Origin of the sequence: Bartonella sp. AA78NXGY (assembly GCF_042197005.1) — a bacterium.
Lineage (GTDB): Bacteria > Pseudomonadota > Alphaproteobacteria > Rhizobiales > Rhizobiaceae > Bartonella.
In genome coordinates this window covers 1-22,546 of sequence record NZ_JBHIRI010000002.1, presented here as the reverse complement: position 1 = coordinate 22,546, position 22,546 = coordinate 1, and the positions used below count along the sequence as shown (strand labels likewise).

General features: G+C 39.1%; 20 protein-coding genes and 6 pseudogenes. 4 read left to right on the top strand and 22 right to left on the bottom strand.

From position 1 onward, the window contains the following. Window positions 1-4: 4 nt before the first annotated feature. From ACFINL_RS01370 to ACFINL_RS01335, 8 genes are all read right to left on the bottom strand, one after another. Complete coding sequence (locus tag ACFINL_RS01370; RefSeq protein ID WP_375638051.1) at window positions 5-1,258, bottom strand: class I SAM-dependent RNA methyltransferase; 1,254 nt, start codon at window positions 1,256-1,258, stop codon at window positions 5-7. Beyond that, window positions 1,255-1,998, bottom strand: coding sequence for a TlyA family RNA methyltransferase (locus tag ACFINL_RS01365; protein WP_375613026.1), 744 nt, complete (start codon window positions 1,996-1,998; stop codon window positions 1,255-1,257). Before ACFINL_RS01365 ends, ACFINL_RS01370 begins: the two co-directional genes overlap by 4 nt. 16 nt (window positions 1,999-2,014) lie before the next feature. After that, the gene (gene dxs / locus ACFINL_RS01360) at window positions 2,015-3,922 is read right to left on the bottom strand and encodes a 1-deoxy-D-xylulose-5-phosphate synthase (RefSeq protein ID WP_375649291.1); all 1,908 of its coding nucleotides are present in this window, start codon (window positions 3,920-3,922) and stop codon (window positions 2,015-2,017) included. A gap of 239 nt (window positions 3,923-4,161) precedes the next feature. Next, a complete protein-coding gene (locus ACFINL_RS01355) occupies window positions 4,162-4,416 on the bottom strand; it encodes an exodeoxyribonuclease VII small subunit (protein WP_375611123.1) in 255 nt (84 codons plus the stop codon). Window positions 4,417-4,423: 7 nt separating this feature from the next. Beyond that, window positions 4,424-5,527, bottom strand: coding sequence for a 3,4-dihydroxy-2-butanone-4-phosphate synthase (gene ribB / locus ACFINL_RS01350; protein WP_375638049.1), 1,104 nt, complete (start codon window positions 5,525-5,527; stop codon window positions 4,424-4,426). 15 nt (window positions 5,528-5,542) lie between these two features. Further along, window positions 5,543-6,631, bottom strand: a complete 1,089-nt coding sequence (gene aroC, locus ACFINL_RS01345) for a chorismate synthase (protein ID WP_375611121.1) — start codon at window positions 6,629-6,631, stop codon at window positions 5,543-5,545. Between the two features lie 148 nt (window positions 6,632-6,779). Continuing rightward, entirely contained in the window at window positions 6,780-7,598 is an 819-nt protein-coding gene (gene fabI / locus ACFINL_RS01340; RefSeq protein ID WP_273787904.1) for an enoyl-ACP reductase FabI, read from the bottom strand. Window positions 7,599-7,725: 127 nt separating this feature from the next. Beyond that, window positions 7,726-8,631, bottom strand: coding sequence for a DnaJ C-terminal domain-containing protein (locus ACFINL_RS01335; RefSeq protein ID WP_375620646.1), 906 nt, complete (start codon window positions 8,629-8,631; stop codon window positions 7,726-7,728). Window positions 8,632-8,956: 325 nt separating this feature from the next. Here ACFINL_RS01335 and pdxH point away from each other — a divergent pair, with 325 nt between their 5' ends. Beyond that, window positions 8,957-9,580: a pyridoxamine 5'-phosphate oxidase gene (gene pdxH, locus ACFINL_RS01330; RefSeq protein ID WP_375628318.1), complete on the top strand. Its 624-nt coding sequence runs from the start codon at window positions 8,957-8,959 to the stop codon at window positions 9,578-9,580. Between the two features lie 239 nt (window positions 9,581-9,819). On the opposite strand, the gene ubiA is transcribed toward pdxH, so the two are convergent. Beyond that, entirely contained in the window at window positions 9,820-10,824 is a 1,005-nt protein-coding gene (gene ubiA / locus ACFINL_RS01325) for a 4-hydroxybenzoate octaprenyltransferase (protein WP_375628320.1), read from the bottom strand. A gap of 90 nt (window positions 10,825-10,914) precedes the next feature. Between ubiA and purD the strand changes: the two genes are divergently transcribed. Continuing rightward, on the top strand, window positions 10,915-12,189 hold the full coding sequence (gene purD, locus ACFINL_RS01320) for a phosphoribosylamine--glycine ligase (protein ID WP_375638048.1): 1,275 nt from the start codon (window positions 10,915-10,917) through the stop codon (window positions 12,187-12,189). 1,085 nt (window positions 12,190-13,274) lie between these two features. On the opposite strand, the gene ACFINL_RS01315 is transcribed toward purD, so the two are convergent. The 3 genes from ACFINL_RS01315 to ACFINL_RS01305 all read right to left on the bottom strand — a co-directional run bounded on the left by ACFINL_RS01315 (window position 13,275) and on the right by ACFINL_RS01305 (window position 16,321). Then, complete coding sequence (locus ACFINL_RS01315; RefSeq protein WP_375638047.1) at window positions 13,275-13,802, bottom strand: DUF6101 family protein; 528 nt, start codon at window positions 13,800-13,802, stop codon at window positions 13,275-13,277. Between the two features lie 144 nt (window positions 13,803-13,946). Continuing rightward, window positions 13,947-15,356, bottom strand: coding sequence for an FAD-binding oxidoreductase (locus tag ACFINL_RS01310; protein WP_375611115.1), 1,410 nt, complete (start codon window positions 15,354-15,356; stop codon window positions 13,947-13,949). A 2-nt stretch (window positions 15,357-15,358) separates the two neighbouring features. After that, complete coding sequence (locus tag ACFINL_RS01305) at window positions 15,359-16,321, bottom strand: L-threonylcarbamoyladenylate synthase (RefSeq protein WP_375613034.1); 963 nt, start codon at window positions 16,319-16,321, stop codon at window positions 15,359-15,361. A gap of 278 nt (window positions 16,322-16,599) precedes the next feature. Here ACFINL_RS01305 and ACFINL_RS01300 point away from each other — a divergent pair. Continuing rightward, window positions 16,600-16,880: pseudogene (locus ACFINL_RS01300) on the top strand (type II toxin-antitoxin system RelB/DinJ family antitoxin). A 9-nt stretch (window positions 16,881-16,889) separates the two neighbouring features. Further along, window positions 16,890-17,162, top strand: coding sequence for a type II toxin-antitoxin system YafQ family toxin (locus ACFINL_RS01295; protein ID WP_375640341.1), 273 nt, complete (start codon window positions 16,890-16,892; stop codon window positions 17,160-17,162). 61 nt (window positions 17,163-17,223) lie between these two features. On the opposite strand, the gene ACFINL_RS01290 is transcribed toward ACFINL_RS01295, so the two are convergent. The 10 genes and pseudogenes from ACFINL_RS01290 to ACFINL_RS01245 form a co-directional block, all read right to left on the bottom strand. Continuing rightward, window positions 17,224-17,442: a hypothetical protein gene (locus ACFINL_RS01290; RefSeq protein WP_375611113.1), complete on the bottom strand. Its 219-nt coding sequence runs from the start codon at window positions 17,440-17,442 to the stop codon at window positions 17,224-17,226. Further along, a complete protein-coding gene (locus ACFINL_RS01285; protein ID WP_375611112.1) occupies window positions 17,435-17,641 on the bottom strand; it encodes a hypothetical protein in 207 nt (68 codons plus the stop codon). The genes ACFINL_RS01290 and ACFINL_RS01285 overlap by 8 nt, the downstream gene beginning before the upstream one ends. Continuing rightward, window positions 17,574-17,800: pseudogene (locus tag ACFINL_RS01280) on the bottom strand (hypothetical protein). Before ACFINL_RS01280 ends, ACFINL_RS01285 begins: the two are co-directional and overlap by 68 nt. Then, a pseudogene (locus tag ACFINL_RS01275) lies at window positions 17,797-18,152 on the bottom strand (lysozyme); the annotation flags it as partial. The pseudogenes ACFINL_RS01280 and ACFINL_RS01275, both read right to left, overlap by 4 nt. After that, window positions 18,147-19,159, bottom strand: a pseudogene (locus ACFINL_RS01270) (hypothetical protein); the annotation flags it as partial. The pseudogenes ACFINL_RS01270 and ACFINL_RS01275, both read right to left, overlap by 6 nt. A 755-nt stretch (window positions 19,160-19,914) precedes the next feature. Further along, entirely contained in the window at window positions 19,915-20,364 is a 450-nt protein-coding gene (locus ACFINL_RS01265) for a hypothetical protein (protein WP_375649282.1), read from the bottom strand. A gap of 180 nt (window positions 20,365-20,544) precedes the next feature. Then, complete coding sequence (locus tag ACFINL_RS01260; protein WP_375649274.1) at window positions 20,545-20,946, bottom strand: hypothetical protein; 402 nt, start codon at window positions 20,944-20,946, stop codon at window positions 20,545-20,547. Next, a pseudogene (locus ACFINL_RS01255) lies at window positions 20,943-21,662 on the bottom strand (filamentous hemagglutinin); the annotation flags it as partial. The pseudogene ACFINL_RS01255 and the gene ACFINL_RS01260, both read right to left, overlap by 4 nt. Window positions 21,663-21,725: 63 nt before the next feature. After that, a complete protein-coding gene (locus ACFINL_RS01250; protein ID WP_375637312.1) occupies window positions 21,726-22,130 on the bottom strand; it encodes a hypothetical protein in 405 nt (134 codons plus the stop codon). After that, window positions 22,127-22,546 (bottom strand): annotated as a pseudogene (locus ACFINL_RS01245) (filamentous hemagglutinin); the annotation flags it as partial. The pseudogene ACFINL_RS01245 and the gene ACFINL_RS01250, both read right to left, overlap by 4 nt.

The following is a 22,546-nucleotide window of genomic DNA, read 5'->3' as shown; positions in this document are numbered from 1 at the left end:
CAGGCTAAAGTTTCCAACCTTTCTTTTTTTTCTTTTTGCTCAAAACAGCAACAACTTCGACATGTGGTGACCATAAAAATTGATCAATCGGTATGATTTTTTCTACTGTATACCCCCCTGCAACAAGAAGAGATAAATCACGAGCAAATGTAGTAGGATTACAAGAAATTGCCACAACACGTGATACTGTTGTCTTCGCTAATTCACGTACTTGTTGCTCTGCACCAGCACGGGGAGGATCAAAAACAACACTCTCAAAACATTCAAGTTCCTTTACAGAAAGGGGATGTCGGAAAAGATCACGTTTTTCACAAGTGACCGTTTTTAAACCAGTCGCAAAACGTGCTGCTGTATTTAGATTTCTTAATGCATCTTCATTATTTTCTACTGCATGAACATTCATCTTTTTTGCCATACGCAAGGTAAATGTTCCTACCCCTGAAAACAAATCAACAGCATTCTTTGCTTTTTTTAAATGAGTCAAAATAATATTGCCCATTATATTTTCAGCTTCACAAGTTGCTTGCAGAAAACCACCAGAAGGAAATTCAACACGGACATCTCCAAAGTAAATCTCTGGTTTTTCTCGTTCAACCAAAACTTCACCGTCAACAGATAAACGTATAATCCCATATGAAAGAGCAGCACTGATCATTCTCTGACGAAGTGATTCATGGTGTATAATGCAACCGCTTAAAGCAACATCTAAACCATTTTCAACACATGTTATCGTAACATGAAACCGTTTGGCAGAGCTCTTTAGAAAAGCACAGAGCTCTCTGATATTATGCAACTGAGAAATAAGCTCTGGACGGCTTACTGGGCATTCCTCAAGAGCTACAATCTCATGAGAGAGATAACGGTTAAAACCAACTTTTTGCCCCTGTGGGGTCATGGATGCTGTTAGAGTAATCCGCCGTCGGCTATAAGGTTTACATTCTATTAAAGGCGCAACAACATTATTAAGTCCATACTTTTTAAGCGCCTCAACAACCAATTGTTGTTTCCATACGCGATAAGCATCCATATGCCAATGCTGAAGAGTACACCCTCCACATTCTCCAAAATGCTGACAAAGAGTATCAATGCGTTCTGATGATTTTTCTTTTAATGTTATATATGTTGCATATTTTCCATGAACAGTAATTTCAGCACACTCTCCTGGTAAAGTAAAAGGAACAGAAACGAAGCCGTGAGACGTCTTAGCAATACCATAACCATTTGCTCCGATATGATCGATTATGACATTGTCATTCACTCTTGTTTTTCTCCGAATAGTAAATATTCCACGTTGCCATCACCACCTGTAATAGGGGAAGAAATTAAACCTTTTGCACTCCACCCTGTTTGTGTATTTAACCAAACAAAAAGCGCCTCAGCAGTTTCTTTAGCACTTGATGGACTTAATATTCCTCCCTTACTAAAGTGTTTACGACCAACCTCAAACTGAGGCTTTACCAGTAAAACAGCTTGGGCACCCTTCTTGGCTAAAGACAACACGGGAGGCAACGCAAGTTTGAGCGAAATAAAGCTAACATCTGAAACGATAAGATCAATTTCTCGCCCACCTAAATGTTCCTGTTTAAAATCTCTGACATTCAAGCCTTCTAATAACGTTATAGCACTGTTGCCCAATAAACGTTTATCAAATTGATGATGCCCAACATCAACGGCAATGACATGATCTGCTCCACGCTCTAAGAGAACTTGCGTAAAACCACCTGTTGATGCACCAACATCAATGGCTGTCACTTTGTCCGTTACAATTGGAAATGCATCAAGTGCAGCAATCAATTTTAACGCTGCCCGAGAAACATAATTCTGCGCTGGATCACAAACGGTAATCTCTGCATCATCAAAAACGATTTGCCCAGCTTTAAAAACGATTTCTCCGTTAACTTTAACAGTTTGGCGCATAATTGCATCACGTGCGCGTGAACGTGTCGTAAAAAAGTTTTTTTCAACTAAAAAAATATCGAGTCTTTTTCTGGAAGCCATCTCATACTCGAATTTTCTATCCTGTTCGAATCTCGCGTCCCAAAACAGCAAAAACCGTGTTTAAAATACCCATAGCGTCAAGTCCGACACGTGAAAGAACTTTTTCTAGTGAACCATGATTCAAATATTCATCAGGAAATTTTAGTGTACGAACTTTCAAACCATGCTCTAAGAGCCCTTCTTGCGCTAAAAATTGTAATATGTGCGCTCCAAATCCACCGATTGCCCCTTCTTCAATTGTCACCAATACCTCATGCTCACGTGCCAAACGACGCATCAAATCTTTATCTAAAGGTTTTGCAAACCGTGCATCTGCAACCGTTGTAGACAATTCTTCAGCCTCCAACGCATCAGCAGCTTGCAACACTTCTGACATCCGCGTTCCAAAACAAACCAAAGCGATTCTATTTCCTTCACGCAGAACGCGCCCTTTTCCAATTTCTAATAACTCACCACGTTGCGGTAAATCTATACCAATCCCCTCACCACGCGGATAACGAAAAGAAATTGGTCCCTGATCATAAGCTGCAGCTGTACGCACCATATGCATCAGTTCAAGCTCATCAGAAGGTGCCATAACAACAAACTCAGGAAGAGTGGCCAAAAAAACAATATCAAAACTTCCAGCATGTGTTGCACCATCTGCCCCCACAAAACCTGCTCGGTCAATAGCAAAACGTACCGGTAATTTTTGAATTGATACATCATGAATAATTTGATCATAAGCACGCTGTAAAAAAGTAGAATAAATTGCAACAAAAGGCTTATACCCTTCACAAGCAAGTCCTGCCGCAAAAGTTACGGCATGTTGCTCAGCGATACCAACATCAAACATTTTTTCAGGAAATTTTTTCGCAAAAGAATCAAGGCCTGTCCCTGTTGGCATCGCTGCTGTTATGCCAACAATCTTATCATCATGGCGAGCTTCTTCTATTAAAGCTTTAGAAAATACCTTGGTATAGGGTAGAATATTACTTGATGCTTTTACCTGTTTTCCTGTCGTGACATCAAAACGATTAACACCATGATATTTATCAGACGAGGCCTCTGCAGGTGGATATCCCTTTCCCTTATGGGTTACAACATGCACCAAAACAGGACCATTAGGATATTCACGAACATTTTTAAAAACAGGCAATAAATGCCCCAAATTGTGCCCATCTATGGGGCCAACATAATAAAAGCCAAGCTCATCAAATAAAGTTCCCCCAACCAAAAGGCCACGCGCAAATTCCTCTGAACGACGAGCTTTATCCAAAAAAAACTTTGGCAATTTTTCGCTCAACATCTTTACGCGTTCACGCAAATGACGATAAGAAGGACGAGACACTAATCGTGCAAGATGTGCACTCATAGCACCTGTAGGTGGTGCTATAGACATATCGTTATCATTAAGAACAACAATCAAGCGTGCATTCAAAGCACCAGCGTTGTTCATTGCTTCATAAGCCATGCCCGCAGACATTGCACCATCACCAATGACAGTTATGATATTGCGTCTTGTCTCTGCTTTCAAAGCACTTGCCACTGCCATACCAAGCCCCGCTGAAATAGAAGTAGACGAATGCCCCGCCCCAAATGGATCATACACACTTTCTGAACGTTTTGTAAAACCAGATAATCCGCCCTCTTGACGTAATGTGCGAATTTTTTCTCTACGCCCCGTTAAAATCTTGTGTGGATAGGTTTGATGACCAACATCCCAAATAATCCTATCCTCTGGTGTATCAAAAATATAATGTAATGCAACAGTGAGCTCAACAACACCAAGTCCCGCCCCAAGATGACCACCTGTTACAGAAACCGCATCAATTGTTGCGGTCCGCAACTCATCAGCCAACTGTACCAAATCAGACTCAGGTAATGCCCGCAAATCTTGCGGAAAACAAACACGGTCAAGCAATGGTGTTAAGACCTGAGACAAAAAAAATCCTTTCTATTATCTTAACTCAAGAAAACACAATGATAAAAATATATCTTCTCTACTCTTTTATTTACAGTTTTGCATCTTTTTTACTGAAAAATGCTCTTTTCTATTTGAGATGAGCTATAATTTCCTCATTTAACTTATTTTATAAAAAAGAAATCAATAAAACTTTCTGTTTATAAACTAAGGTTATTGCTTCTCTTAAGTCCCACAATAAATATCCAAAAAGATTTAAATTATTTAGCATCAAGTGGTTCCACTCCTTCTGGAAAACCTTCTTCTGAAAGCTGGATTTTTTCAACTTTAGCTTCAGCAACTCTTAAGAGTTTTTCACAATGCTTTTTAAGCGCTTCACCGCGTTCATAAATATCAATGGATTGTTCCAAAGGCACATCGCCACGTTCCAAATTTTCGACAATAACTTCAAGTTGCTTAAGCGCTTGCTCAAAGCTTAAGGTCGTAATATCCCCCTCTTGTATCTCTTTTTTCATATGAACCTCAAAAAATATCTGTTCTGGATATACGAACTCCAAAACCTTCCAAACCTACATAATGATGCTCTTTAGAAGCATAAACAATAACAGAGCCTATCCCTAAATATTTTAAAATTTGTGATCCTAAACCAATTTTGCGCCATTCTTCTTCGCGTTCAATCGCCTGCACATGGTTTTCTGAACTGTTTCTTGTCATGTTTTGAATACCAACAGTTGATTGTATAACAGATCCTTCACGCAAATAAATAAATACGCCACGTTTTTCTTTTTCCATCATACGCCGCATCATCACCATAATATCTGAAGTTTGACAAAAAACGTCACTTATAATGTTTTCATGATGTAAATGCACAGGAATATTCTCACCCTCACGGACATCACCAAAAACAATTGCAATATGCTGAACGACTTCCCAAGGGAGTTGATAACTTTGAACAATAGCGGGACCTACGAATGTTTCAATAGGCATTTCTCCAACATGCTTGATCAATATTTCCTTACGTTGGCGGTAAGCAATTAAATCTGCAACCGTTATAATATGCAACCGATGTTCTTGCGCAAATTTCATAATCTGATCGCCATGTTTAACGCTTCCATCATCATTAACTAACTCACCGATAACACCAACCGGCGGCAAATTAGCTAATTTACATAAATCAACAGCAGCCTCCGTGTGACCTGAACGCATGAGCACTCCCCCTTCATGCGCAATTAAAGGAAAAACATGCCCTGGACGAACAAAATCATCCGCACTTGCATTTGAATTCGCAAGATTACGTACAGCTAATGTACGGTCATGCGCTGAAATTCCTGTTGTTATGCCGTGTTTAAAATCAACAGTAACCGTAAATTGCGTCCCATGTGCAGAGTTATTATCTGGTATCATAGGAGAAAGATTAAACCGTTTTGCTTCTTTTTTTGGCATAGGTGTGCACACAATACCTGTTGTGTGACGAAGAATAAACGCCATCTTTTCTTCTGTACAATGCGCTGCAGCAACAGTTAAATCACCCTCATTTTCACGGTCATCATCATCTGTCACCACAACAATTTCACCGCGTTCAAAAGCTTTAAGTGCAGAAACAATTTTTTTTTCATCATACGCCATTGTTCACCTTTTCAATCACCCAACTTGACCGCGATGTCTTAGATAATGGTCAGCAATAGCACAAGCAACCATCGCTTCACCAACAGGAACGGCACGAATCCCAACACATGGATCATGACGTCCCTTTGTTATAACGTCTATATCATGACCATCAACATCAATGGAACGACGAGGTGTTAAAATTGATGAAGTAGGCTTTACAGCAAAACGCGCAACAATTGGCTGTCCACTCGATATTCCCCCTAAAATACCACCAGCATGATTGGATAAAAAAAGCGGTTTTCCATCATTTCCCATTCGCATTTCATCGGCATTTTCTTCTCCCCTCAAGCGGGCTGCCGCAAAACCATCACCAATTTCCACACCTTTTACCGCATTAATCGACATAAGTAACGAGGTAATATCTTGATCAAGCTTTGCGTAAATAGGGGCTCCTAAACCTGCCGGAACATTTTCTGCAACGATCTCAACAACCGCACCAACAGATGTCCCCTCTTTACGGAGTTTACTGATATAGTCACTAAAAATGTGAACCATCTCTGCATCAGCTGTAAAAAAAGGATTATTATTAACCTCTGACCAATCCCAACGATCACGATTAATATTATGAGGACCAATTGCTATCACTGCTCCTCGTACAATCAAACCAGGAACGATTTTACGAGCAAATGCACCTGCTGCAACACGTGCTGCCGTCTCCCGTGCCGAAGTACGTCCCCCGCCTCGAAAATCACGAATGCCATATTTAATATCATAAGTATAATCCGCATGTCCTGGACGATACTGATGAGCAATTGCTCCATAATCTTGAGAGCGTTGATCTGTGTTTCGAATCAACAGAGAAATTGGTGTACCTGTTGTCACCAATGTCGTTCCATCGTCTTGAACAACAACTCCTGAAAGGACCTCTACTTCATCTGGTTCTCGGCGCTGCGTTGTGTATTTTGATTGTCCTGGCTTGCGTTTATCAAGATAAGCTTGAACTTCTGCAAGAGTAAAAATAATTCCAGGTGGACAACCATCAATGACACAACCAAGAGCAGCACCATGACTTTCACCCCATGTTGTTACACGAAACAAATGACCAAATGTATTATGCGACATGAAAAAAGATCCATTTCTCTGTCAAATATATACAACGATAACGTATGTTGTGTGCTATACACAAAACAGCTCTTTTCTCCCAAATACTCTTGGACACCTTAAATTTGGTCAAATTACTGCTGTCTAATAAAATCTTATAAACCAAACTTTATTCTTTAACGACAGAAATGTCTGGGGCATCAACTGCCTTCATACCTATGATATTATAACCCGAATCGACATGATGGACTTCACCGGTAACAGAACGAGACAAATCTGAAAGAAAATAAAGTGCAGAATCACCAACCTCTTCAATTGTTACCGTACGACGTAATGGAGCATTATATTCATTCCATTTTAAAATATAACGAAAATCACCAATACCAGAAGCCGCTAACGTTTTAATTGGTCCAGCAGATATAGCATTAACACGAATATTTTGGGGACCTAAATCTACCGCTAAATATTTCACGCTCGCTTCAAGAGCGGCTTTGGCAACCCCCATTACATTATAATTGGGAACAACCTTTTCTGCACCATAATAGGTTAGTGTCAAGATTGAACCACCATCTGGCATCAATTTTTCTGCACGCTTCGTTAGAGCTGTTAGGGAATAAACGGAAATATTCATGGTCATCATAAAATTTGATTCGCTGATATCAATATAACGACCACTTAATTCATCTTTATCAGAAAAACCAATAGCATGAACTAAAAAATCAAGTTTTCCCCATTTCTTCTCTATTTCTCTAAAGACCGTATCAATAGAGACACTGTCAGAAACATCACAATGTCCACAAACAAATCCCTTTAATTCTTCAGCCAAAGGCTCGACACGCTTTTTCATTGCTTCACCCTGATAGGTAAAAGCAAGCTCTGCCCCTGCGCTACTTGCCGCTTTAGCGATTCCCCAAGCGATGGAGCGATTATTGGCCAACCCCAAAATTAAACCACGCTTACCGTACAATAAACCATTACCCTTAGCCATCAGCACTGCCCCATTGTTACTTAAAATTAGTATTATTCACCTGCCTATGACACAGGTCAACTTTTTCTTCAAGCAATTGGTTTAAAATCAAACAAAAACTACGCTTTTATATATAAAATTTTTAAAATTAATCTTGTTGCATTTGCAAAAACTGTTCTAGTGCGGCGGCATTTTCATCTCCCGGCAACATAATGCGAACATGCACATAAAGATCATCTCTTGTACCATTTTTTAAACGAAGCCCTTTCCCTTTCAACCGTAAAACGCGATCAGAACTTGACCACGCAGGAATCGTTAAAACCACACGCCCCTCCAACGTCTCAACTTCTTCTTTTGCTCCCAAAACAGCATGTTTGAGAGAAACTGGTAAATCAAGATGGAGTGCTCTTCCTTCAACCCGAAAACGAGGATGTTTTTGAATCTGAATGGTTATTAACGCATCTCCTGCTTGCCCGTGAGGTACCTCTTCTCCCTGACCTTTTAAACGAATAGTCTGTCCGTCTTCAATATAATCTGGCAGTTTAATTTTTAACTTTTTTCCATTTGGAAAAACAGCTTCCACCTTTTCTGCGCCAACCATCTGCTCTAATGTTATGGCAAGATTAGCACGAACATGTGCTCCTTGTTGGGGACGGTTATAGTGTGTAGAATTCGAAAAGCTACCTCCTCCTCCAAACAGATCCCGAAAAATATCACTCGCATCAAAACTTGCACCACCTGAAGAGGAAAAATCAAATCCCTTTGCTCTTCCTGAAAAGGGATTTTGTTTATTGCTAAAATTTTCACCAGCACCATAGGCTTGATAAAGCGGTTTTCCTTCCATATCAATTTCACCGCGGTCAAATTGTGCCTTTTTATCTTTATCACCTATAATTTCATAGGCTTGATTAATTTCAGCAAATTTCTCTTTAGCCTTTGTATCATCTTTATTATGGTCTGGATGATATTTCTTCGCTAATCTTCTAAATGCCGATTTAATCTCTTGCGATTTTGCGGTACGTGCCACACCCAGAATCGTGTAGGGATCACGCATATTGCCCTCTTTTCAATTTCTTCGTTTTCAAAATATCAACTGATACGTTGTTCAATATCCCTTATAGCTTCATCAGTCTATTCTAAAGAATAATTTCTTCTTTTCTCTTTATATGTCTATCAATAAACTAAAATACCAGATAAAATGAGATATTTATTTAATATAGCTCCTTGTAGTCTATGCTAAAGTAAAAATAATTAAACTACCATAGAAATACACGATAGCATTGGCTTTTTGAAAATAAGAAAAAATGGTACTGTGACTTCTTGATGATAAAGTAAATGAGAAAATGCCTCACCCATGCTCACTGATATTTGGAGAAACTATGAGCAAAAAAATACCAACAGATGATCATTTTATGCAAATGCAAAAACCTTTTGAACTTTTCGCAAAGTGGCTTGAAGAGGCAACGATAAGTGAAATAAATGATCCGAATGCTATGGCATTAGCAACAGTTGACGAAACAGGACTCCCTAATGTTCGTATGGTTCTCCTCAAAGACTACAGTCCCCAAGGATTCGTCTTCTATACCAATTATGAAAGCTGTAAAGGACAAGAAATTTTAAAATCAATGAAAGCATCCTTAGGTTTTCATTGGAAATCACTCCGTCGTCAAGTCAGAATTAGAGGAATCGTTGAAAAAGTAAGTCAACAGGAAGCCGATGCCTATTTCCAATCGCGACCACGTGGTAGTCGAATTGGTGCATGGGCCTCTAAACAATCTCAACCTTTAGACAATCGTTTTGTGCTCGAAAAAGCAATTGCTCAATATACTGCGCGTTATGCTCTAGGCAATATTCCACGACCACCTTATTGGTCTGGGTTTCGTGTTAAACCCCTTTCTATAGAGTTCTGGTGCGATCGCCCATTTCGTTTACATGATCGTTTGCTTTTTACACGGGATTGTGTTGAACACAGCGATTGGAAAAGACAAAAACTTTATCCCTAATCCTTCAAACTTCATCGTTATGAAGATTTTTTCTTCGCAACAATTAAACAAATATTTTTTATTCGAAAAATTCTAAAAGAAGATGATTTATTTTATTTAAATAGAAGAATTTTATTTTCACTGTAAAGGTTAATTGGTGATATTTTCTACTGTATTGCTTAAAAATAGATTAGCAACAAGCTTATTAAAAAAAAAACATACTGTATTCAGTAGAAACTATGATTTTAGCTAACTTATTTTTAGACCGCAGGATAAAATATCATCCATATACCCCCACATACTAAACCAGCAAAAATCACAAAACCAATAAGCGAATTAGATTTGAAAAGCCTGAGGCATTGTGAACTGTCATCTATATCAATGACTTTAATTTGAATAAACATATGGATACTTGCCACAAAAATCCCCAAAAAACTAAGAACAGGAACTCCAGCTAAATAAAATGCTAGACTAACGAACATCACAAAACCACCATACAAAAATACTAAAGCACGCTTGGTTGCTTTACCAAAAAGAAGAGCCGTAGAACGGACACCAACAGTAATGTCATCTTCTTTATCTTGATGTGCGTAGATTGTATCATATCCTATGGTCCACAAAATTGATCCCACATAAAGCAAGATTGGTGCCCAGCTTAAACTTCCAAAGACAACAGCCCACCCCATTAATGCCCCCCAATTAAATGCAACGCCTAAAAAAAACTGCGGCCAATATGTTACGCGTTTCATAAAAGGATAAAATGCAACAGCTATCAATGACGAAATACCTAGAAAAAAACTAAACCTATTAAATTGTGATAAAACGACTAAACCAACAAAACATTGCACAAGAATAAAAACTCTCGCTTGAAACCGACTCACATGACCTGTTGGCAATGGGCGAGAACGTGTCCTTTCTACCTGAGCATCAATTTTATGGTCAATAAGATCATTCCAAGTACATCCTGCCCCTCGCATAGCAATAGACCCCAGAAAAAAAAGAAAAAGATACCAAACCCAATGAAGAAACATTGATAAAAGAGTATCGTAATGCATGTTATAAGAGAAAAAAGCCATTGTTGTTGACCAAAAACAAGGCCACATCAACAATTGCCAACCGATAGGTCGATCCCAACGCGCCAATTGCGCATAAAACCATAAAGAACGGGGAAGGAAGCTGTAGACCCATTGTTTGGAAGATGCATCCATAACCCGTCCTTGGCTATCATAGGACTGAACATGCGCGATATTTTTATTTTTTTTCATCAAATGATTTACCTTTGGTCTTGCGATAGAGACATTTCATTCTTATGAGAAGGGGATGAGATTAATTATCTTTTATGAGAGGAGCAAGCAATGAATATTCTTCTTATTGGCTCAGGTGGACGAGAACATGCTTTAGCATGGAAAATAGCAGCATCACCACTGCTAACAAAGTTATATTGTGCTCCTGGAAATCCTGCAACAACAGAATTTGGTGAAAATATTAATTTAAACATTGATGACCATCCCCTTGTTATTGATTTTTGTAAGGCACATTCTATTGATCTTGTAATTGTAGGACCAGAAGCACCCTTGGTGGCGGGTATAACAGACTCTCTTAATAGCGCTAACATCTGTGTATTTGGTCCTACTCAAAAAGCTGCTCAACTAGAAGGTTCAAAAGCCTTTACAAAAGATTTATGTCGGAAGAATAACATTCCTACAGGAAGTTACCAATGCTTTAATGATGCCTCTAAAGCTAAAGCTTACATTCAGCAACAAGGTGTTCCCATTGTTATTAAAGCTGATGGCTTAGCAGCTGGCAAAGGTGTCGTGGTTGCAACAACTATGGAAGAAGCGTTTAACGCAGTTGATGCCTGCTTCAAAAGTACATTTGGAGATGCAGGAAACAAAATTGTTGTAGAATCTTTTCTTGAAGGTGAAGAAGCAAGCTTCTTCTGCCTTTGTGATGGTAAAGTTGCTCTTCCTTTTGGATCTGCTCAAGATCATAAACGTGTAGGTGATGGGGATACTGGAGCAAACACCGGTGGTATGGGTGCTTATTCACCAGCGCCCATCATGACCCAAGAAATAGTGAATCGTACTCTCAAAGAAATTGTTGAACCAGCTTTAAAAAGCATGAAAGAAATGGGCGCCCCCTTTAAAGGTATTCTCTTCGTCGGATTAATGATAACGCAAAAAGGACCCGAATTAATTGAATTTAACGTACGATTCGGTGATCCTGAATGTCAAGTTTTAATGATGCGCCTCAAAGATGATATTTTGCCAATTTTTCTTGCTGCATCTCAAGGAAAACTTGAAAATAAGCCTCTTCGGTGGTCTGAAAAAACAGCTCTCACCGTTGTTATGGCTGCTAGTGGTTATCCAGACTCTCCCCAAAAAGGTACTGTTATCCGTAACGTTGATCAAGTAAACACTCTTCCCGATGTGAAAGTTTTTCAAGCTGGTACAGTGTTGCGTGATGGAGAACTCATTGCAAATGGTGGACGTGTACTCAATATAACTGCAACAGGAAAAACGATTACGCATGCACAAAAACGTGCTTATGAAGCTGTTGATTGTATTGATTGGCCAGAAGGTTTTGTTCGTCGAGATATCGGATGGAGAGCCGTTGCGCGAGAAAATTAAATCCTTTGAATATTCTTTTTTTACGATTTTCTTATTTTATATAAGAGCATGATACAAAAATTTTCTCACTGTTTTACGTTGACCATAACTTTGAAAAAATAAGTGTGCTTTCCTTTGAACAATCAAATATTGTAAATAGGATATCTACTCATGATAAAATAGGAAAATTTTCTGAATCTGAAGATGTAATATAAAATAATCATTTTACTGTTGTCTTTACTTTAAACGCATTTTCTCATCATTTTTATAAACACTTTCTTTCTTATAAAATCCTGAGGAAAAACGTATATACTATCATTCCTTTTATTTATCGCGTTTTTAGTGAAATTCCGCTTTTACGAAAAATAAAATGCCCAAAAAAGATAGTTATGTTATTCACATACAAATTCTTAAACAATATCTCTCATGCTTATCATTCCCATTTTACGACACTACCTGCAAATAGTATAAATCCATTCTGCCAGCTTTCTGGAATAAAAATAAAAACCTATACCATCATTGTATTTTCCAATTCTCAATATTACGATAACCCTTTCTATCTAAATGATTTTGATTATAAAAGAGAGATGAAATAAGAATATTCTGCAATATTCAAAGCTTTCATTCAACATGGAGAAATGATTTATAAAAAAAAATTCAAAAACACTTCCAGTAATCTTCTGGTGTTTTTAATAATGTGGCAAAAACCCAAAATTATACCGCAAAAAAACAGTTTCTATTGTTATGAAAACCGTTTTTACCTCTCTGAAAAAAGCGTTTTATATCATCGATTCCTGCTGCCAATGTATGGTGTCAAAAAACTCTCATTTACAATCATTGACTTTCTCTTTGTTTTCAAGAACCAAAAGTCACACCAAATCCCGTCTGTAAAGGTCTGAATTCTCATTAAGCGGGTTCCTCTTGCTTCCCACTCCTATGCTGCACTTACACAAATACCTACAAGCAAACTTAAGAATATTTGCCATATCTTCTAAAACACTTCATGTGTGAAGTTTACACGCCTTATATTACCGCTCCAAACAACGATGTTTTTCAGCACAACAAGATAAATGCTGACGGTAGTACAAAAATGAATACATGTTAATTTACTGGAGTGCAATTCGATTCGCAATCACCAAACGCAAGCCTAACGGATTGCTATAACGAAGTAAAAAATGCTTTTGTTTAGAATGTGCTGTTGTACCAAAAAATCGATGTAAATCAGAACGATCTTTTACAACCAGAATGCGATTATCTTCATTGATCATAAGCATGGGAAGGCCATAAGTATCCGCCCATAACCGCCAATCCAGAAGAACATTATTCAAATCTCTGGAAACCAAAAGCGGTATACAAGCTTCCTCATCGGCATGAAGTAATTCTAATGAAACAGCTCTTTCTCCTGAACGCGTTTTTACGGTACGTGCTGCAATTCCTTGAAAATGATAAGGGGGTATTAAATGCGATAAGCTTGAAGGCATATCCGTTTTAAAAGAAACACCACGCTCATTTAACGAACAAATAACCTGATTACCCGTTTTGGATGAAAAATATGTCGTCGTTTGTGGCAAATGGCACGGATCTAACCGAAATTCAAGCACCGCTTTTGCCTGATTAAAGCATTGATTAGCCATATACATTATCCCAATTTATCTTAAATAACATACACCCTTTAGCAGCTTTTTCTCATTGGATTATTAAAAGTTTGAATAAAAAACAACTGGTTTCTTTTTTGGTTATTAAAATCTAAACAAAAATGCATGATCACCATTCTTGAATTATAATACTTTTCCAGGATTCATTATCCCTAAAGGATCGAGTGTTTTTTTAATCCCTTGCATAATATCCAATGCGACAGGCGATTTAAAAGAACGAAGTTCTTCGCGCTTAAGCTGACCAATTCCATGCTCAGCAGAAAATGCACCTCTATAGTCCACCACTAAACTATGAATGCGATGATTCATTGTTGACCATAACTGCAAAAACACTGTCGTATCAGCTCCTACAGGTTGTGTAATATTATAATGTAAATTTCCATCGCCCATGTGTCCAAAACAAATCACCTGTGCTCCTGGAGCAATATCTTCAACAATGAGCGCTGCCTCAGCAATAAAATCAGGAATAGAAGCAAGTGGGATTGCAATATCATGCTTAATGGACCCTCCTGCTAACTTTTGTGCTGATGATATACTTTCTCGTAATTGCCAAAAAAAATCTTGCTGTTTTAAAGATTGCGCAACAACTGCATCTTCTATCACCGCGTTCTTTAAAGCTTCTTCTAAAATAGTACTCAATACCGATAACGCCTCATCATTGCCTTGCAACGATGAAATGTTCATTAATACATACCATTCATGTTTCCGCTGAAGAGGAGGCTTCTCACACATCTTATAATCTAAAGCCATTTGCAAACTGGGATTTCCCATGAGCTCAAAACCTGTCAACATCCCTCCTCCATATTCTTGAGCCAGAGATAAAAACTCTAAGGCCTTCGCCGGACTATATAATCCCACCAAAGCAACAGCTTTTCCTTTTATTTTTGGAAACATCTTCAAAACGGCTGCGGTTATAACTCCCAATGTGCCTTCTGCACCAATAAAAAGATCTTTTAAATCATAACCGCTATTGTCTTTTTTAACAAAACGCAAATCATCTAAAATACGCCCATCCGGTAAAACAACTTCTAAACCAAGACAAAGATCACGCATATTGCCATAAGCTAAAACAGCTGTCCCTCCAGCATTCGACGAAAGATTTCCTCCTACTTGGCAAGAACCTTCAGATGCCAAAGAAAGAGGGAAAAAACGACCTGATTCATCCACTTTTTTCTGTAAATCCTGTAAAATAACACCAGCCTCTACAACAACAAAATTTCCCTCAAGATTTATAGCTCTAATCTTATTTAATCGCTCCATGGATAAAAGAACGCTCCCTCCTCCTTCATCTGGTTGTTGTCCCCCCACAAGCCCTGTATTTCCACCCTGTGGCACAATCGGTGTGCGCGTTTTGCTCGCTAACTGCATAATCGATGAGACCTCTGCGCAAGAAGATGGACGTAAAAGTAAAGGTGTTTTTCCATGAAAAAGCCCACGCTCTTCAAGCAAATACGGTGCAATCAAAGCTTGATCCGTTATAGCATGCTTAGCACCAACAATTTCCCTAAACCCTTCAATTAATTCCTGCTCCATGTTCATTTCTCCTTTGGAGCCGCAGCCCGTATAAGACGATCATTGATAGCCTCTCCTAATCCGTATGATGGAATAGGTTCTACTGCGATACATCTCACTTTAAATGAATCTAATTCCTTCATATATTGAAATAAATGAGAGGCTGCCTCTTCCAACTTTCCATCTTCGCTAAGGTTTAAAATAGAAACGGCATTTTCAGCCCCCATAACACGCTTTGAACCAAATGCTAAAAGCGCTTCACCATTTTCCACCTTTTCTACATTCAAACGAACCGTAGCATTGGGAGCATAATGTGATTTTAACATCCCAGGAGCTTCAATCGCCGCCCTTTGATCTATCCGTTTTAAAGGCTTCCCCACAACCTCTTCAATTTCATCAGCCGCAAGCCCCCCTGGACGCAAAAGATAAATATTTTCACCACAAATTTTAATAATCGTTGATTCCAGCCCTATTTTAGCAGGCCCTCCGTCCAATATCAAAGGAACAGATTCCCCCAAAGATGCAAAAACAGCCTCAGCTGAAGTAGGGCTAAGACGTCCCGATTGATTCGCACTAGGAGCAGCAAGTGGACGGCCAAAATGTTGTACCACTTCCGCAAAACGACTGTCTGGAAAACGAACAGCCAAGGTATTCAAACCAGAGGTTGTTAAAGGATGGATATTATGCTGTTCCTTTAAAGGCAAAACCAATGTCAAAGGCCCTGGCCAAAATTCCTCTATTAATTGGCGTGAAAGAAAGTCAATTTTAACATAACGTTCCGCCATTTCGATGCCGCTAACATGCGCAATAAGAGGATTAATTTGTGGACGACCCTTTGTAGAGTAAATAGAAGAAATTGCCCTCCCATTGGTTGCATCGCCCGCTAATCCATAAACAGTTTCTGTTGGTAACGCTACTAACTTCCCTTGTTCAAGAAGCGCTATTGCCTCTCTTATCGAAGCACTATCGAGTGGTAGAATCGTCATGACACATCATTTCTATAACACTCTTTTAGTGATATTATGCTCTTTTTTATTCATATATCACATTGATTTATATGTTTTTTTAAAGTATGGGGTTCATAAATAAAGGTTAGGGAATAGGATTTTCCAATATTCTTCTACAAAACATATCTTATTCTTCTAACTTTCTCTAATAATTTTTTGAATTTTGCTAAGTTCTCTTGTGAAAAGCTATTGTTGAAACTCTTGACATAGACTTAACGTGCAGTACATTGTACTACAATTGAATAGGGGATTTAGAAATGGGAAAAATTCAAGCCCGCATACCTGATCAAGTTCAAGAAATTGCAAGTGCAGTTATTAAGTCTACGGGTTTAACTGTATCGGATGCAGTACGCATGTTTATGACCCGCATTGCTAGAGATCGAACATTACCGCTTGGATCTTTCAACCAAATCCGGAAACATTACGAGCTATCGAGGATGCCGAAATGGGATGCGTCGAACGTACATCATTAGACAGCTTAAGGACCATGATACGCGAAGATAGAACCGAAATGCGTAAATCTGAAAAGAAAACCTAAGCTTGCTATATTGTCTATACGCGTTCATTCCGGTCTGACCTTAAACGTGAAAGCAAAGGTAGGTATGCTAATACACTAGAGAAGGATTTGCTGCTTGTGGTCAAAGCGTTAGCGGAGAATGAACCGCTAAAAGCGCATTGGAGAGATCATGCGCTAACAGGTCAATGGCGCAATTGTCGTGATTGTCATATCAAGCCAGATTTAGTTTTGATCTATCGAAAGCCGAATACCAAAACACTAGGGCTCTTACGACTTGGTTTGCATTCTGAACTACGCTTATGATTGGATCTCCAATTCATAGTAAAAAGAATTTTTCGAAGTTTTTGCTTGTATGACAGTTTTTCTAATTCTTTGAGAACCACTGCTTCAAATGAGCGAAGATGTTGTCTATCGCATCCATGAGGCGTGCAAAATCAAGAATAAGCAAAAAAAGAAAAAATGCTATCCACTTCATCAAGCGAGACATCATTTTCACGCTTTGATAGGTGATAATCATTTCTTGAAGCATTTCTTTTTCTGATTCTGTAAGCTCTGTGTGTTTTTTGGATTTTTTTCTAACCATGTTTCCACCCACACAAGCGTTCACCTAGATTATTGTGCTTTAAGATCTCTCTTGCTAAATTGGAACTGATGGCGTTCAGATCTTTCTTGTCTAAATAAATTGGCAACCAGCCAACACAAGAAGAAGCATATTTATTTGTCGTGCAACCAGTCAGAGAGAGCAGCACGCATATCAGCATCACTTTTTTGATTAACTTCACTTTCCACCTCCAGCCGTGTTGTGGCTGCTTTTAAAGCTTTTTCTGTTTGCTTTTGTTGCTCTGCTTTTTTCCCAAAAGTAAAAGCTCTTGCTAAGGTAATAAAAAAGCCGCTAAAGCCGCACCTGTTACCATCAAGTTTCTTTTCATCCATAAGATCATAGGCGGTACTCCTGAAAGCGTTTAGCTACAAAGAAAATACCAGTACATGCGGCTAAAACCATAATGGCGGCTAAAGCCCATTGAATGGGGCCATTGCCCACTAAAAATCCACCAAGCCCAGAAAAAGAACCAATAATCGGTGCCAATGCTTCTGCTTTGAAAACCCCCGTTGGTGCTTGCGTTTCTACTGTTTGATAATTGGAAGAAACATAAGCCCCTTTCGCCCATAGCCCTGCCTCTTCTACACGCCGGTGTACAAGACCTTGTAAACGTTTGCCTCCCGCTTTGGTCCATTTCTGCAATTCGGTTGGTACAGATTCATAATCCCCCGATTAAGCCTTTTAAGTAGTGTTCTATAGCCTTCTTGAGAGCTTAACGTGCTGCCTATGATTTTCATGGCAAGATCTGGATATTGCGTGAGTGCTTGTGCATCTTCATCGCTATACCCTTTAGAGCGTAAAAATTGCAAAGTTTGTTTATGTTGTGCGCGTTCCTTGTTGCCCTGCCGCATAAGGATAGATGCATTTGAAAAACTTTCTTGTGGTGTCTTTCCTAACGCAAGCCCTGCAAAAAAATCCATTAAATGCTCGGAAAATTCTGATTTTCTAAAACGCTCCCATAAGCTACTTGGATTTGCTCCTGTCTGAACAAAGTTATCAAGTGACTTGATATAATCTGTTTTTTGTTCAAGATCACCACTTGCTTTTAAATGCTCCTCTTCTGGTAAGTGTGCATTCAAATGTTTTTCTTCTCCTATAGGTGCATCAAAAAGCTTTTCCTCATCATTTCCAGAATCGTTTTTCAAAGAGTTTTCCGCTATAGATTTCTCATTAAGTTGAGCAATATAATCCATCACATCTTTTTGCTGTCGCCCAGCTTCATCCCCACTAGACTGATCAATGTTCCCAACAAGTGGAGATTGAGGAATCATTGATGCAACACCTCTCTGCTCTGAAAAGTCATGTTTTTGTTGCTCTGGTACCTCTTGTATCTTAACAGTATCCTTTGAAACATCCGGCAATGGAGGCATTTGGCGTTTTAAATCATCCATAGACATAATCAATTCTGCTGGCGTTTTTTCCCAGCTTGTTCTGTCCCTGCTTGAGAACCGCGAATAAGCTCTGTAAGACTCAATTTTTGCGGAGTATTATCCCCATTGCTCGCATCAAAAGGGTCTGTGCGACAAGCAGCCCGTTCTAAAAAACTTGGCTTGTATCGTCCTTCCAACGGCGTGCTTGGAGGCATCGAGCGTTATTGCAATAAATATCTAGGTAACTGCGGTATAACCTGATACATTAAAGGACGCAAAAATTTTGGATCAAACAACTTTAAAAGAGAATTTGTGTTTTCTTGTTCCATCACTGCACCCTTTCCATCTCACAGCCACGCTTGCTATAATCTACATGCAAAAAACCTATCGCCTTATGCAAGAAAACAGCTTCAGGTTTTGACTTCAAAACATCTTGTGCCATCACCCCGCGATAATGCTCTGGATAGCCCCTGTAGTTATACTCATAGAGTTTGTATCCATCTCGCTGCCCTACTCGTACGATATTTTCTTTCGCTCTGATGTTGCTAAGCCCAGCAAAAGTACCAAGGATAGTTCCAACATTTCCAACAATCTCCTACGGATTAGTTTTTTTTATATAACAAAATATTGATTTATAATAATAATCTAGCGTTATTTATATTGAATTAGCCTCCCGAATAACGTAGGATTCTCTCATTTCAAATCTGTTTATCTTGAATCAATCAAAATCACTTGCTTGCACATCATAAGCGGGGCTGATGTGTGGGTAAAAACTATAGAAGAAAGGAGTAAAAATGATTCTTATGAATCGTCTTAAGAGCCAAGGGCTGTAGCAACACCCACGAGCTGGTTTTGTACACTTTCAAAAATGATATCTTTACCTTCTCCCAAGGTGATATTCCCGCTCTGCTCACCATTTGCATAAACAGGATTGGTCCCAGCGATAATATCAGCGCCAACACCATGAATGCTGCCTTATTTAAAGTGCCACCCGCTTGAATAAAGAAGGAGACGGCTTTGATCCCCTACTTCATTCGTGATTTTATCCAACGACCTTTTAACGATGGGGAGGACGCTTTGGTGATCACTTTTGTAAAGCTTTTTGCTTTTGCTGACGTTTTCTTTCATCCTCAAAATGCGTTAGTAAAGCCCGTTCCTGTTTCGTTTTGTTGGTCACACCAAAGGTGTCATTGTCCATAAATTGCTGATATCCTGCTATCATTAAATTGCTTAGGAATGAGCCACTTTTGGGAGGTTGTGTAAAATAGAGCCCTTTTGAATCTTGCAATTTATACCGGAAACCTGCTTTTTTCATGCACTCATAAACTGAGGCAAATTCACTCGCATACGAATTCATATCACTAGAAGAAGCATAAACCGGTTTCCAACCACATTTTGATAAGGATTGTTGGATCATCGCTTTATCGACACCTGGTTTTTCCCATAATGCTAAAGTTGATGGAGGAGGTTGGTTAACACATCCAGCTGTATTTAAGAGAGCTATGCAACTCAATAGTTTTAAGATTTTCTTCATTTTTCCCCTCTTTCAATGGATTTATTTACTATAAAAAAGCTCATAAGCCTGTTGATATTTTCTGTCACCGCTGCTTAAAACAACGGTGAACAATATTGAGATGTTAGATTGAGAAAACAATCGCGCCATTCCAAGCAAAGGCAAGGATGGCAGATTGTTGATCATCACAAACAGCAAAACTTAAGGATAGCATTCATATTGTTCTGGATGCTTTTTACAAAACGGGCTGTTCAAGCGCTTCTTGACACTGCGCTGTGGTATGACAGCACCTGGACGACAAATGGGAAGATCCTCGGCTTTATGATTTACACACCAAGTTCCCCCTCCCACTTTATCACGAAAACCTGATTGAATCATACAAGCTTCTATGGTTGCTATTGCATTGTAGCTGAGCTTTCTGCTTTCTGGATCAGTATCATAAGGGGTTGGCATTCCACATTCTAATAATGCTTTTCCTATTTCAGTAAAATCTGCTCCTGGCTTCTCCCAAGCAGTCAAGTATCCTGAAGGAGGCTTATTAAACTGACATCCAGCGATACTGAATAGAGTTACAGCACTTAATAATTTTAAGGTTTGTTTCATTTTTTACTCCATGATTTACTTGAAGGAACTTGTTCACGATGAGATGAGCCATAACGCACGTTACACTTATCGCCCGCGTCTCCAAGACAGGTATGGGGATTTATGGGATCTGAGAACATATTCCATGTTTCTTTCCACCAGTTACTACCAGCAGGTATTGTCTCGTAAGTATAAGTATAGCCATTGCCGCCAATCCATCGGCTTACAAAGTCATATCTATTCCCATCAAAACCAATAGTGGTTTGTTTGCCATCACTCACATAACCTAACAGACCGGATGCAACTAAAGCATTAAAGGCGGGTCCATAGAAATTGATATTCGTGTTGTCGGCTATACCGTGCACACCTTCTTGTTTGAAAGAATTCAGCATATTCCCCAATGTCATGGTACCACGGCTATGTCCATAAAGTTCTAACCCTGTAATACCATGGCTATACACCAAATCTTTTGCTTCTTGTGTTGAATTGGTCAAACCCCAAAAGTTATTTTCCATAAACTTCTGATAGCCCGCGACCAAAAGTTCTGAGATAGCAGAATCGGCTTCTGGGAACACCACAAAATAAAGCGGTGCATTTTTATCCTTCGCATGTTGAACCGCATAAACAGCGGCTTCCTCTGGTGGAGTAAAGATGCCATTAAAGGACACATGCACCTTGCCATCAGCACCTTTTTGTAAATGCTGCTTTTCTTCATCCGTTAAATAATGTGCGTGAGGAAACAATCGCGCCATTCCAAGCGAAGGCAAGGATGGCGGATTTTTGATCATCACTAGCAAGACTTAAGGTTTGCATTCAGGTGCATTTTTATATTTTTTACAAAAAGGGCTGTTTAAGCGCTTCTTGACACTGCGCTGTGGAACAACAGCGCCTGGACGACAAATGGGCAAGTTTTCGGCTTTATGGTTTACACACCACCCCCCCCCCCTTTCATCTTTATAGCGGAATCCTGATTGAACCATACAAGCATGAATTGTTGCTATTGCATTATTACTGAGCTTGCTGCTTTCTGGATCCTTATCATAAGGGGTTGGCATACCACATTCTAACAAGCCTTTTCCTACCTCAGTAAAATCTGCTCCCGGTTTCTCCCAAGCAGTCAAATATCCTGAAGGAGGTTTATTAAACTGACATCCAGCTATACTTAACAAAGTTACAGCACTTAATAATTTTACGATGTGTTTCATTTTTTACTCCATGATTTACTTAAAGGAAATTGTTCACGATGAGATGAACCATAATCATATCTACATTTATAACCTGCATCTCCAAGACAAGTATGGGAACTTATGGGATTCATGATCACTCTCAACCATTCTGTCCAAACGTTACTACCAGCAGGGAGTGTCCCGTAGGTATAGCCATTGCCGCCAATAATTCTGCTGACAAAGTCATATCTATTCCCATCAAAGCCAATAGTGGTTTGTTTGCCATCACTCACATAATCTAACAGACCGGCTGCAACTAAAACATTAAAGGCTGGTCCATAGAGATTGATAGTCGTGTTTTCGTTGGCTATACCGTGAACACCTTCTTGTTTGAAAGAATTCAGCATATTCCCCAATGTCATTGTCCCGCGACTATGTCCATAAAGTTCTAATCC